The organism is Chitinophaga varians, assembly GCF_014529945.1.
Lineage (GTDB): Bacteria > Bacteroidota > Bacteroidia > Chitinophagales > Chitinophagaceae > Chitinophaga > Chitinophaga varians.
The window spans coordinates 982,807-995,761 of sequence record NZ_JACVFB010000002.1; the positions used below are offsets into that span (position 1 = coordinate 982,807).

General features: G+C 51.0%; 9 protein-coding genes and 1 tRNA gene. 3 read left to right on the forward strand and 7 right to left on the reverse strand.

Translation table 11 applies throughout. From position 1 onward, the window contains the following. Positions 1-171: 171 nt before the first annotated feature. Positions 172-1,239, forward strand: a complete 1,068-nt coding sequence (locus ICL55_RS11905) for a glycosyltransferase family A protein (RefSeq protein WP_343067777.1) — start codon at positions 172-174, stop codon at positions 1,237-1,239. A 59-nt stretch (positions 1,240-1,298) separates the two neighbouring features. On the opposite strand, the gene sigJ is transcribed toward ICL55_RS11905, so the two are convergent. Further along, positions 1,299-2,156 (reverse strand): RNA polymerase sigma factor SigJ, encoded by an 858-nt coding sequence (sigJ, locus tag ICL55_RS11910; RefSeq protein ID WP_188097301.1) that lies wholly within the window; start codon positions 2,154-2,156, stop codon positions 1,299-1,301. Then, positions 2,156-2,731 (reverse strand): carboxymuconolactone decarboxylase family protein, encoded by a 576-nt coding sequence (locus tag ICL55_RS11915; RefSeq protein ID WP_188097303.1) that lies wholly within the window; start codon positions 2,729-2,731, stop codon positions 2,156-2,158. The genes sigJ and ICL55_RS11915 overlap by 1 nt, the downstream gene beginning before the upstream one ends. Positions 2,732-2,877: 146 nt before the next feature. Between ICL55_RS11915 and ICL55_RS11920 the strand changes: the two genes are divergently transcribed. Further along, positions 2,878-2,950, forward strand: a tRNA-Gly gene (locus ICL55_RS11920). On the opposite strand, the gene ICL55_RS11925 is transcribed toward ICL55_RS11920, so the two are convergent. Then, on the reverse strand, positions 2,951-3,751 hold the full coding sequence (locus ICL55_RS11925) for a DUF6438 domain-containing protein (RefSeq protein ID WP_188097305.1): 801 nt from the start codon (positions 3,749-3,751) through the stop codon (positions 2,951-2,953). Positions 3,752-3,793: 42 nt separating this feature from the next. Here ICL55_RS11925 and pth2 point away from each other — a divergent pair, with 42 nt between their 5' ends. Then, the gene (gene pth2, locus ICL55_RS11930; protein ID WP_188097307.1) at positions 3,794-4,189 is read left to right on the forward strand and encodes an aminoacyl-tRNA hydrolase; all 396 of its coding nucleotides are present in this window, start codon (positions 3,794-3,796) and stop codon (positions 4,187-4,189) included. Here pth2 and recB read toward each other — a convergent pair. The 4 genes from recB to ICL55_RS11950 all read right to left on the reverse strand — a co-directional run bounded on the left by recB (position 4,186) and on the right by ICL55_RS11950 (position 12,948). Then, complete coding sequence (gene recB, locus ICL55_RS11935) at positions 4,186-7,599, reverse strand: exodeoxyribonuclease V subunit beta (RefSeq protein ID WP_188097309.1); 3,414 nt, start codon at positions 7,597-7,599, stop codon at positions 4,186-4,188. The genes pth2 and recB overlap by 4 nt on opposite strands. Positions 7,600-7,602: 3 nt before the next feature. After that, complete coding sequence (gene recC / locus ICL55_RS11940; protein ID WP_188097311.1) at positions 7,603-10,809, reverse strand: exodeoxyribonuclease V subunit gamma; 3,207 nt, start codon at positions 10,807-10,809, stop codon at positions 7,603-7,605. 2 nt (positions 10,810-10,811) lie between these two features. Next, positions 10,812-12,641, reverse strand: coding sequence for an exodeoxyribonuclease V subunit alpha (gene recD, locus ICL55_RS11945; protein WP_223151419.1), 1,830 nt, complete (start codon positions 12,639-12,641; stop codon positions 10,812-10,814). Positions 12,642-12,741: 100 nt separating this feature from the next. Continuing rightward, the gene (locus ICL55_RS11950; protein WP_188097313.1) at positions 12,742-12,948 is read right to left on the reverse strand and encodes a YwbE family protein; all 207 of its coding nucleotides are present in this window, start codon (positions 12,946-12,948) and stop codon (positions 12,742-12,744) included. Positions 12,949-12,955 lie beyond the last annotated feature (7 nt).

Genomic DNA, 12,955 nt, shown 5'->3' on the forward strand with positions numbered 1-12,955 from the left:
TTAATTAAATGGTTGAAAAGAAATCATATAAAGGCTGCAAAGCTAAAGCAGCAGTGAGGTATGTCGTGGAACCTTTCCGGAAGTTAATGATAAGTTCACATTTTTGCAAGCCCCTCAACCAATCCGCCTGCGGGGATGTTATGATTTCGTACTCCTCATCCATTAAAGAACATGTTGCAACATAAAATATCCTGCTGTACGGTTTGTATGAACCGCACCATGCACCTGAAAGAAACCCTGCTACGAAATATAGCGGATAATGCGGGATACGCCCCACAGGAGTTTGTGTTACTCAATTATGGGTCCTCCGATGATCTCCATGAATGGGCGCAACAAACGCTCGTTCCATATATCAATGCCGGTCTGCTGGTGTATTACCATAATCCCGAACCGGTATATTTCCATATGAGCCATGCTAAAAACATGGCTTTCCGCCTGGCTTCCGGCGATATCCTCTGCAGCATAGATGCTGATAACTTTACCGGCGCCGGCTTCACGGCCTATGTGAACCATTCTTTCAATGAAGAACCGGCGGCCTTCCTCTCCCCTTCCGGCATCGGTCCCGGGAAAAAGTGGTGGGACGTACAAGGGCGTATCTGTCTGAAAAAAGAAGACTTTCGTCAGCTACACGGTTATGATGAGCGGGTGATGGACTATGGCTACGAGGACCAGGACTTCAAAAGCCGGCTGTTGGCACTGGGACGGAAGAAAGTGACCATCCGCAACCCTGCGTTTCTGCAAGCCATCCGGCACGATGATACCCTGCGTGTAGCATCGGGATTCACTACTTCCAAAATCAAAGATTTATTGGTTGGGCATTACTGTGAGCAAACATCGGAAGTGATTTGTCTGCAAAATGATTTCACCTTTGAACGGTTCTTTGTTGACCGCGACCTGTTTCACTACGAAAGCACGTTGGAAGACATACATCCTAAAAGAAGATATGCCGGCACTTACCAAATAAGGGATAACGATATCCGGTTGTATAAAGAGAACGGAACAGCCTACCTGCAGCTGACCCCTCAGGATAGGGATACTTTGCTGGCGGCAGATAACCGCCTCTTTCACCGGATCACCTCCCCTGTTCTGCTCAACAATTTCCTGTTGCAGCGGGCGATTTATCTGGGCAGGCAGGTGTTTTTCCGTAACAGAAAAAAACCTTCCTGCGTGAATCCCGATGGCTACGGCCGTGGCAGGGTATATCGTAATTTTTCCACCGAACCTTTATTGCTGGCGTAATCGGTATAAACGGTAACGCATTGCCCAACGGTGATACTTCACCGTTGGGCAATACTTCATTATCTGGTCAGCTCAACCGGTTGGTCCAGTCGCGTCAGTTTCTCCGGGTTGGCGACAGCATAGATCTGCGTGATGAGCCCGTTTTCGATCGTGAAGCCTACTGCCGCCGTTGTGCCGTTGATCTCAATACGGCCGCCTGGTTCACCATTGAGCCATACGCAGGTGGCGGATACCTGCCGGTTGGGCTGAACCAGTAAGCTGGCTATCAGCGCCGCCCCGTGTACCGGAAGTTTAGCCGCCGGCACCAGTCCGCCGCCATCGGCTGTCAGCACTACATCCGGCGCCAGTACCTCCATCAGCTGCTGCAGCTGCCCGGTCTGCAATGCGGACAGGAAACGTTCTACCACGGCTTGTTGCTCGGCCTGGGTCACATGCTTTCGTGATTGTCGTGCTGCCACGTGCTGCCGTGCTCTGTGTGCAATCTGTCTGACAGCGGAGGCAGACTTGCCGATGACTTCGGAGATTTCGCCGTGTGGCATACCGAAGACATCGTGCAATATGAACACCGCCCGCTCCGTAGGCCCAAGTGTTTCGAGTACGATCAACATGGCCATCGAAACGTGTTGCATCAGGTCCGGGTCTTTGCCCATATCGGCGCTTGTCAGCAACGGCTCCGGCAGCCACTGGCCAACGTATTCCTCGCGGCGACGTGACAAAGTGCGCATGTGATTCAGCGATAGCCGTGTAACGATCCTGACCAGGTAGGCCCGCGGGTCATGGACCTGCAATGGATCGACGGCAGACCATCGTAACCACGTTTCCTGTACAACATCTTCTGCGTCTGCAGCAGAACCTAACATCTCATAAGCCACCGTGAATAACAGGCTGCGATGCGTGAGGAAGGGATCCTGGGTCATTATTTCGATATTAAGCTGGTTTTTCCGATGCGCTCAGCCAATGGAATCCCGCAGGACTCGGCATACCCCTGCGACTTAATGCCATGGGCTGTATTAACCCTGGAAGCGAAATTAGCAAAGCCAATGAGTGCGGTGAGCTCCACCAGCGCAGCGGGGCCCAGTTGCTGCAGGAGGCTTGCCGCCAGCTCGTCAGTGACGGTGGTGGGGGTATTGGTCATGGCTTCGGCATATTCAAGTACTTCCCGTTCCAGCGGGTCGAATACGTCCGATTCCCGCCAACGAGGTACCTGGCTGGCCTTTATGGGGTCCAGCTGTTTGTTCTGCGCCATGAAGTAGTTGATGTCGAGGCACCAGCTGCAGCCAATCTGCGCTGCAACCGCCATATGTGCGAATGTCTTAAGGCGTTCGTCAACGGTTTTCCATTCCCCTACCTGATGCCCGAACTGAAGGCTGGCTTGCGCCACCGGCGGATTGTGCCATGCTACCTCCACCGGTTCGGGTACGGCACCAATCTGTGCGATCATATTTTCCCTCAGTTCGGCAGGGAGCGTAGCTTTTGAAATACGTAATGCCATAGTATGTCTCTTTTAAAAGTTATTGGTTTAACAAGAAGACACCTGATGCACTACGAATGTGACACGAATTTATAAGGCCACCCAAAAAATCTTTGCTTTTGGATCAGCCCGATGTATTCATATTTTTTTTATCTTAGTTGATACCTGCGGAAGTAGCTCACCTGGTAGAGCGACAGCTTCCCAAGCTGTAGGTAGCGGGTTCGAGTCCCGTCTTCCGCTCTATTTAATGATCGTATAAGGATCGACAAATACTAATGGCTGCTCGCTTTTCTGTAGCGGCGTGTTCCGCGGTACATTCAGCAAACATGTGATCAATGCCCTCGTCCCAAGCGGCAAATAATAGTTGTCAATGTACCTGCATTTTTGATTATACCACACAATCAAGATGTAACGGGGGGCATCGGCAACCCGCTGTTCCCAGGTTTTTAGCTGGTCCAGTGCTGCTATACTGAGCCCGCGTAGCACTTCCTGATAAACACTATCTGGTAAGGTGCCCGTGAAGTCGCCTTGTTGCACAGCGTACTCTCTTCCCCTGAATTTCAGCTGCCTGTTATTATCTATCTGCAACCTGATGGAGGGACACGTGCCGAAACAAGTGGTGGACCTGAAGAAGAGACTGTCAAAACGGATAGTGTCAGTGGCGGTCAACTGAATATCTTTATAATAGAGCACTGGTTGTCCGTTTACCAGTTCCCTGGCATACTGATTGACCGGAGCCAGTACCAGGCTGTCTTTCGTAAGCCGTTTGATCAGAAAGTCCCGGTCTTCAATATGTGTTTTGCTGAAGTGATCTCTGGAAGACGTATATCTGTTAAGCACCCGTATAGTATCGCCCTGTACAGTGTAGCCTGTTTGCCGGCGAAACTGACCAAAAAAATCGAAGCTGCAGGTGGTGGAGTCAAATACTACATAAGAGAGTTCCGGTCCGGCCCATGTTTTTTGCAGCAGGGCCTCTTTAGATTGCGCCATAATGGTAGCTGGCAGTACGAATAGGATGAGTAATAGGGATCGTATAAGCATAAGGGTTACATTTACAGTAATTTAAACAATTATTACCAGATTATGCCATCGAAAATCGTCAAACAAGTCATCGTTATGCGTAAGGACCTGAATATGAGAAAAGGAAAAATGATTGCGCAGGGGGCCCACGCCTCTATTGCTTTTTTGACCCGCGAAGCAAGCATTGAAGGGAATACGTTACAGACCAATATCCGTAATCCGGAAGAAGTGCAGGAATGGTTCACCAAAGGGTTTACGAAGATCTGCTTGTCAGTAGATTCGGAAGAAGAACTGCTGCGTGTGTATCAACAGGCGGTGGAAGACGGGCTGAATGCCACGCTGATCACCGACTCGGGGCTGACAGAATTCGGCGGTGTGCCTACCAAAACCTGTTGTGCGATCGGTCCTAACCTGAACACGGAGATTGACAGGATCACCAAAGACCTGAAACTGCTTTAATACCGGTGGCTTTTGGCTGTCAGCATGTCTTCTATAAAAGTGATGGTGTCAAGGTCCGGCCGGGCGGTAAAGATGCCGTAGTTGCCGTTGTTACGAATGCCGCGCACAAAACAATAGATCACACCGCCAAAGTGCTTGTGGTAGTCAAAATCAGGTAACCTGCTTTCGAGATATTTTTTCACGGCCACGGTATAGATCAAATATTGCAGGTGATAGTTGTTGTCGTTCATCGCCGCTGCCAGTGCTGCCGGCGCATAATCCTCCACGTTGCTGCCAAGGAAATTCGATTTCCAGTCGAGAATATAATACCGGTGATGGTGCTCAAAGAACAGGTCAATCTTACCGTTCATGATGCCTTCCAGTTCCTGGTTCCTGTCTTCTGAGAATCGTTTAACCGTTACCGTTAGTTCATTGTCGGAGAGTGTATTCAGCATATTGGCACGGAACAGCGGCACGGGGAAGTCAAATTCCAGTTCGGCGAGGCGTTTGTTCCTGCCTACAGACGCCAGCTGGAGGCTGGTTTTGCCCACTTTGATCTGGGTATGCATCACATGTTGCAGCAGCTCCTGCAACATAGGCTGATAGATTTCTTCCTGTCCCGGTACAAAACGGGCGATGGCTTCATTGACCCAATATTCCCATTGACTATCATCGGAGAAATTAACATTCTCGAAGATGAAGTGCAGCAGGTTCCCTGTTTTGGCGCCTTTGCGCAGGGTGTTGAATATAAAGTTGTCGTATTCGTTTTCCTGCTGGGCGCTGCGGATACGGGGCTTCTGTTCCGGTTTGGCGGCCAGCATGGTGTAGCTCATCTTGCGCCAGTTCTCTTCCCGGAGGAAGAAGGACACCGGTGCGTTGCCAGCGTTACGATTGGGCGCCAGCTTGCTTTTGCGGTACCGTTGCTCCGGTTCCTGCGGCAGGCTGTCTTTGGTCTCTATGAGCAGCGGGTCCGGCGGGTAATGCCGGAAAGCGTCCATAAATTTCGTGAACGAGGATTTATTGTTGCTGGTATTGTTAAACAGATAACATTTATACACGGCGCGGGTGATGGCAACATAAATCAGTCGCCGGTCTTCCTGCTCCTGTTGCCTTTGCTGCGCCGCTTTTTGTTCGGGGGAAACCCGCCTGGTTTCAGCGTTAATGTAATCTCCGGTATCAGGATCACGGAAGCTGAGAAAGTCGCTGTCAGCATTCCGGAAGTCCAGATAGGGCGCCAGTACAATACGGTAATCGAGTCCTTTGCTTTTGTGAATGGTGACGATATTCACCGCTTCTTCATCACTCTCCACCCGCTGGGTGTACTCATCCCCTTCCACAGGCATCCCGTCGATGCCACGTTTCAGCCAGGAGATCAGGTCGCGCATAGAGAGGTTCTTACGGTTCTGTACCTGGTGCACCAGCTCTGCCAGCTGATAAAGGTTGGTGATGGCGCGTTCGCCGTTTTTGGAGTGGTCGCCGAGCAATACCCCGCGTACGCCAAAATCGGCGATGAAGGTCATCAACGCAGTATAGGCGCCGTTTTCCTGCCACAGGTTATGATAGTGGCCGAAGCGGGTCAGGGCTATTTCATCATCGAGGTTCAGAATGTCCTGTACGCTGAAGCCGGTGAAGGGTGATAACAATGCCCGGTTGATGGTAGAGCGTTCCGGTGTCTCCATGGCCTCCAGCAGGTATAGTACGTCAAGTGCTTCGGCGGTATTGAGGACTTTGGTATCATCGATGGTCACTGCCGGAATGCCTAACTGGGCCAGCTTTTGTTTGATGTCCCTGCCTTCCTTGCCGGTGCGTACCAGGATACCGATATCTGCCGGCGTGATTTCCTGCGTTTTATCTTTAACGATTTTATAGGCCGGGTCGAGCAGCAGTTGTGCTACCTGTGCGGCTACAGCGCCGGCGATGGTGTCTTTATTTTTGCAGTTGAAAATGGTGATGGGCACTTCTTTTTCCGCGTTGTGATACAGGAAACCCTTGCTACGCTCCTCGGGAGCCATCACGTCGATGTACTGAATACTGTCTTTCTCGCCGGCGAATTCAAAGGTGTCGAAAGTCGGTGTTGGCTTGAAAAAGGTATTCATGGCCGCGATCAGGTTCTCCGACGAACGATAATTGTGGTTCATGTCGTAGAGATGCTGTACGCTGTTGCGGGCATCGAAGTACGTGAAGATGTCTGCTTTCCGCCAGGCGTAGATACTTTGCTTAGGGTCGCCGATATAGAACAGGATGGTGTTTTCACCGAAAGCCCGGTTGAAAATTTCATACTGCTGACGGTCAGTGTCCTGGAATTCATCCACAAACACCGCCTTGTATTTGTTCTGCAGCGAAGCTACCAGACCGGGGTTGTCTTTTTGGACCAGGGCGATGTTCAGGTGACTGATCAGGTCATCGTAGTTCAGCATGTTACTATGCTGTTTATAGGCTTTTACGCCTTCGGCGACTTCCTGTATCGCCAGGCAGTTCAACTGACGGCGAATCGTGTCAATATGCGCGCTGATCATCTCCCCGAAAGCTTCCTGCGCATCTATCAGGTCCAGTATCTCCGGAAAAAGTTCTTTGATATAACCTGATGATCGCCTTTTATGAATAATACCGGCAAATTCAGCCGGGTTATCAATTTTAGGCAGGATATCTTTTTTAGCGTTGGCCTTGGTATTACAGGCTGTGATAAGATCTTCCCTGTTTTGAAGAATGTATGCATGCAGCGCTGTTTCAGCAGCTGTTTGTTGTTGACGGATATTGTCCAGCTCTTCCAGCCAGCCTTGCTGTTGGGCGGCGGTGATGTAATAACGCTCCCATGGCTGGTATCCCAGGTATTTTTTTCCGCTGAGATGCTCCTGTAATACCTTCTGGATATCAGTGCGCATGCTTTCCCGCCACAGCATCTGAAGTATAACAGGGTGCAGGGTGGTAATGTGCGTGCGCCAGAATTTATTCAGTTCATTTTCAATGATGGGCGTGGTATCAGGCACCATTTCCGCGCCGAAGAGCTGATCTGTTTCAAAGGCAAACTCATTCAGCGTTTGCTGACAGAAGCTGTGGATGGTGAGAACGGAGGTTTCGTCGAGCAATAGTACGGCATCGCGCAGACGGTGATTGACTTCAATGGCGCCCCATTGGTCCACGGCCTGTAACACCAGGTTCACGATGGTATCGTCATCCACGGGATTGCCGAAGCTCACGGTATAGGCTTTGCGGATGAAGATCCGGATACGGTCTTCCAGCTCCGCTACCGCGGCTTTGGTAAACGTCACCATCAGGATGTCTTTCACCGACAATCTTTTCTCCAGAATAAGACGCAGCACCAGCACCGCGATGGAATATGTCTTCCCCGTGCCGGCACTGGCTTCTATCAGGTTACTCCCGTCCAGTGGTACTTCAGTTGCTACGAAATGTTGATATCTGTTCTCCGTCATCGTTTACACATAATAATCAGGGAAAATTTCAGCCAGCGGTACAATGAGTTGTTCACACAATCTTTTGTAGTCAGCCAGCACGGTTTCATCGCTGAAAAATCCTTTTTCATATTCCTGGAGGATATAATTATCGTTACAGGGGAACTGATAATTATTCAGTTTTTTCTCCACCAGCTCATCAAATGCTTTGTTGTCAAGGTCCGGAAGATCTTTAGGCGCAGTGCCGAAATCAGGGTAAAAAGGAACAATCTTCCCGAATCCCGATTTATATATTTTCATCAGCTCTCTCAAACGGCTATACGCCATTTCTTTGGAAAGCCGTGACGCCTGGAAGATAGCTTCTTTTTTGGCGCCGGAGATATACTGCATCCCTTTAATAGCGCCGGATGCTATGCCGGCAAGGTAGCGCACGTAGGCTTCTACCATATATTTGGTCTCATTCTTCGACCAGGATATTTGTATTAACTGATCGTTGTAGATGTTGCTGATATTGCCTTTGAGCAATGTGCCATCGATATCCGTTTCAAAAGAGGCTTTCTGTTCGGTGCTGCCCTGTGTGGCGTTTTCATACAGCGTGCGCACGGGGTGTACCCGCTCTTCTACCTGCTGAATGGCCACAAACGCCATGTTATTAAGCGGCAGCTGCCCCTTTTTTACCAGCCTTTTCTGTAAAATACGTTTGTCCGCTTCCGTTACCGGCAGCAATTGATTTTTGATGCTCCATTGCTGGAGATTATCGAGGCTGAACAGTTCGGTGTCACTGAGCAGGATTTGTTCATCGTTATAGTAGATGCCCAGCACCTTGTTGTAATAGGCTTTGAATGGGTTTTTGAAGAAGCTGACCAACTCATCGAGGTTTACTTCTTCAAAGGTGACCGGATCGATTTTTTTCTGCTGGTTGATGACCGCCTTTCCTCCGTCCTGATGACTGTTCAGGTAGCTGTACAGGCGATCGTTGCCCATGCTGTATTTGCGGCTGAAGCCCTGCAGCGGCTGTTGTGTAATCAGCAGGTCGCGCACTTTCTCCGCGCCATCTTTTACACCGGAGATAATGTAGTCTACCAGTTCATCTACCAGTGCGGAAGGTGGCAACGGCGTGTTGTCTTTGGCATTGCGGCCCACATAGCTGACGTAGAGATATTGTTGAGCGGATAACACCGTTTCGAGAAACAGGTGTTTATCGTTTTCTTTCACGTTACGATCTCCGCGCTGCCACTGTTTTTCCATCAGGTTGAAGCTCGACTTGATCTCCCGGCGGGGGAACTTATCGAAGTTCAGCCCCATGAGCGCCACCACTTTAAAGGGGATACTACGCATAGGGATCAACGAACAGAAGGTAATGCCGCCGTTGACGAACAGCCCGGCGCGGGTGGAGCCTGTCAGTGCCTGTAACAGGCTATGGCTGAACACTTCAAAGGCAACCGGTTCCTGCATGTAGTCATTTAGGGAGTGGTAGTCGGTCAGTTGTTTGATGAGGGCGTTATAATCTTCATCTACTTCTTCCTGTTGTTCAAAAACCAGGTTATGGACTACCTGTTCGGTATATTTCACCCAGTCAGCGATGCTGCGGAGTTTCTTTCGTTCTTCGATGGAGGCCATCAGCACTTCCGCGAAATGGCAGAAACGGATGGTTTCGTGGGCATCGCTGCCTTCCTGTACGTCCAGCGGGAAAAAGCTGTCGTCGCCGTAGCCGTATTCTTCTTCCCCGCTCATACAGATGCCGTACATGATACGTTGTATGCCGTAACGCCAGCTAACGAAATGGGTTTCTTCCGACTTCTTGCCTTCTATGCCGAAGCGGATATTGGCCGCTTCCACGATGCTTCTGAGATGTACCGGATCGTTTAACCCAAAACGGTTACGGATATAGGAAAAGTCCAGCAGCTGCATCACCGCTTCTGCGGTGAAGTTGTCTTCGTTGATGGTCAGCAGCGCATAGAGGGCGTTGAAGAGGTTATCGTTGTCGGTATAACTTTCATCCGCGATGGTGTAGCGGAACTTGTAGGGGGCGTTATTGAATACCGCCTTGATATAGGGCGCGTAGGCATCAATATCACTTACCATGACCACAATATCGCGGGGGGAAAGGTATTCCTGTCGCTGGTCCACAAGGTGAACGAGATAGTTGTACAGCACTTCTACTTCCCGGGCAATGGTATAGCAGGAATTGATGGTAATGGAGCCGTCCTGCACGTCTTCGAGGCTGAGCAGATGACGGTGATCTGTGGCTGCGGTGAAGACATCGTGCTGCACTTTATGCAGCAGCGAGTCAGGGATCGGTTCTTCGATGCCTATTTCCTCAAAGGCATTGATGAAAGCATCATACTGGAAAAACAGGCCAAAGGTATTCTGTATCACGCGGCCCCAGCCGGTGAGCAGTGCATTGCCTACATTGCGCGGATCGCTGGATTTCTGTTCTTCCAGTCCTTTCTGCCGCCAGCGGGCCAGCTGTTTTTCGCTTTTATCATCGAACCAATACACCACCGGTGCCGGGTTGATGATATGAAAATGGATATCTATATAAGAAGATAGCTCATGGAGGATCTTGATGTGGTAGGCGGTGATGATAGACAGCCCGAACAGGTGTACTGCAGGCATTTTGGTAGACAGTCCGGCGTGTGGCCCTTTGTAGAAAAGGGTTTCAAGGATATAATTGCCTACCAGCGTTTTATCCGGGAGGGCGCTGCCGGAAACGGCTTTCACCCTGGCCCAGAGCCAGGCCTGCCATTCATCATCTTTCAGCAGCGCAGGATTGGCCTGGCTCCATTCTTTGATCATCTCGGGGCGGTATACCTGGTACTGGTCGAATAAGTCGGCCACTTTTTCGGCGAGTCCCATGCGTTTCAGTTCACTCTCTCCTTCTCCCTCGTTAAAATAGGTGGCCACTTCGGGGTACTTCTCCGCAAATTCAGGTTCTCCCATCAGCTTAAACAGCAGCCAGCTGAGGTTCTGTGGGGAGAGCACCTGTGTAAAGGGGCCGCCCAGCAGCAGGTACAGATGAAAGAGCAGGTCGTTGGGTTTCATAAACCGGCAATTGGCAGCGATGCCCATTTTATAGGCCAGCTGCAGTTTTAGCCAGTTGTTCATCCCTTCCGTCTGGGTGATGATATAATGAGGCTGGAACACGCCGTTGCCCGCGGCTTTCAGATCGTCTGAAAGGCCGGCAGCGAGACTATTGAGCGAGTTCGAAACCTTGAGATATATAGCCATGTTTAATTTCCTGTTTTGACATCCCCGGCCTGTGTCAGGAAGCGGGCGGCAATGCCGGAAGCCCTGGCCACGAAACGTTCCGCGGCAGCGAGGATTACTGCTGCGGAGCCCTGCACGTATACTTTGTGGCGTGCGCGGCTTACCGCGGTATATAACAGCTCCCTGGTGAGGATGGGCACATCGGCCGCATCCGGTAGCACTACCAGTACCTGTCCGAATTCAGAACCCTGGCTTTTGTGGATGGTCATCGCAAAAGCTGTCTCCGCGAGAGTGAGATAACCGGGCAGTACGCCTTTCAGCTCTCCGTTACTGTCTTCAAACCAAGCCATCAGCACGCCGTTTTCGTCGGGGCGAATGATGCCGGTATCGCCATTAAACAACCCGTGTTCGTAATAGTTGCGGGTGAGGATGATGGGGCGGTTTTCATAGAACTCCGCCGTTATCCTGATTTTCCCGTGATCATGGAGGTATCGCTCGATGTCGCGGTTGATGGCGTAGAGGCCTTGTGCTCCTTCCCTTACTGCTACGAGTACACGTTGATCGTTGAGTTTGCGGAGGGCGGTGCGGGTATCCGGTTCACGGATGAACGATTCGTACCCTGCGATGAATTTCTCAAACAGCGCCACGTTGCCGGATTGATCGATGACCACCTGATCATCTGCACCGGCAGCGAAGAAGCTGCGGATAGCCGGCTGATCATTCCGGATCAGCGCTTTACTGAACTTACCAATACCGGTATGGCCGGTAAAGCGGTGACTGCGGCGCAGTTCCACGAGATGTTCAAACAGCGGGTGCCGTGAATGCGTTTGTGCCTGTGCTACTGGTATGGTGCGCTGATCATCAGAGATGAACCGGTTGATCAGCTGTAGTCTGTCGCCGGAGAACATGTTCAGTTTTTCCTGTGCCTGACACAGGTCGCCGAACAGGCTTCCCGCTTCTACGGAGGCCAGCTGGTCTTTATCGCCCAGCAGGATGAGGCGTGTCTGCGGATGGATGGCATCCAGCAGTTTGGCGAAGAGGGCCACATCTATCATAGAACACTCATCGATGATGACAACATCATAGGTGAGCGGATTTTTTTTGTTGTACCGGAAATACGGGCTGTTTTTGATGGACTTGAGCAGCCGGTGGATGGTCGATGGGCTCAGGTCCTGAAATTTTTCCGCAATGGCCGGATTCACCGGGATAGTAGTGTTGCGTAAGCTTTCCGCCATTCTGGCCGCGGCTTTACCGGTAGGTGCGGCCAGCGCCACTTTAAGAGCGGGATCGGTAGCGTACAGGATCGCCAGCAGTTTGGCCACGGTGGTGGTTTTCCCCGTACCGGGGCCGCCGGTGATGATGGTGAAGTTGTTCAATACACCAGTGATGGCGGCAGCCAGTTGCCAGTCGGCCGGGTCATCGCCATCGCGAAGGGCATTGCCGGCGGGAAACAGTCGTCGTATTAGTTCCTGCTGTTGCTCCAGCAGGGCAACTCTCTCCTGCAGCAGCGTTTTTTCGGCCGCCAGGAAGTCGTTGATATGTTGGAGGAAGCTGGTTTCGTAGCGGTAGTACCGTTGCAGGTACAGTCTGTTTTGAAAGAGTACGAAAGGCTGGGAATCGTTGCCGTTTTTCCCTACCAGCGGGATGGTGGTCAGCGGGGCGGCACCGTTTTCCTGGATCTGGTAGAATCCCGGCAGGTTTTCCTGTTCTTCGCTGATCGCATCCAGATCGAGGCAGATATGTCCCTCACTGAGTTTTTTGGACAACAGGTAAGCATATGGCTTCAGTACCGGTACTTCGAAGTACTCGGCAAACTGCTGGTGAACATCATTGAGGGTGGTTATATTACGCATGTAGATTCGCACTCTTGAAACGTCGTCAAAGTACGACTTTTCTGCGTGATGGGGAATGCCCAATCACCTGATAATTGGTACTTATATGTAGTGGAAAATGTCAGTCTTCTGCCGTGACATTGATTTCGGCCACGCGGCCCACCTGACCGTCTTCCAGGCGGACTTTAATACCGCGGGAATGGAAGGGGGCGGAAGTAAGGATGTCCTGAACGATGCCGTAGGTGCGTTTGCCGGTGCGTTGGTCTTTTTTGAGGATGATCGCTACTTCCAGGCCTGGGTAAATATCGTTTCGGTTACGTCCGTGCATAATTGAA

What these genes read in the sequence shown, in the direction of transcription:
- ICL55_RS11905 (WP_343067777.1), top strand. Translation starts at nt 172, where the DNA reads ATGTTGCAACATAAAATATCCTGCTGTACGGTTTGTATGAACCGCACC.
- sigJ (WP_188097301.1), bottom strand. Translation starts at nt 2,156, where the DNA reads ATGACCCAGGATCCCTTCCTCACGCATCGCAGCCTGTTATTCACGGTG.
- ICL55_RS11915 (WP_188097303.1), bottom strand. Translation starts at nt 2,731, where the DNA reads ATGGCATTACGTATTTCAAAAGCTACGCTCCCTGCCGAACTGAGGGAA.
- ICL55_RS11925 (WP_188097305.1), bottom strand. Translation starts at nt 3,751, where the DNA reads ATGCTTATACGATCCCTATTACTCATCCTATTCGTACTGCCAGCTACC.
- pth2 (WP_188097307.1), top strand. Translation starts at nt 3,794, where the DNA reads ATGCCATCGAAAATCGTCAAACAAGTCATCGTTATGCGTAAGGACCTG.
- recB (WP_188097309.1), bottom strand. Translation starts at nt 7,599, where the DNA reads ATGACGGAGAACAGATATCAACATTTCGTAGCAACTGAAGTACCACTG.
- recC (WP_188097311.1), bottom strand. Translation starts at nt 10,809, where the DNA reads ATGGCTATATATCTCAAGGTTTCGAACTCGCTCAATAGTCTCGCTGCC.
- recD (WP_223151419.1), bottom strand. Translation starts at nt 12,641, where the DNA reads ATGCGTAATATAACCACCCTCAATGATGTTCACCAGCAGTTTGCCGAG.
- ICL55_RS11950 (WP_188097313.1), bottom strand. Translation starts at nt 12,948, where the DNA reads ATGCACGGACGTAACCGAAACGATATTTACCCAGGCCTGGAAGTAGCG.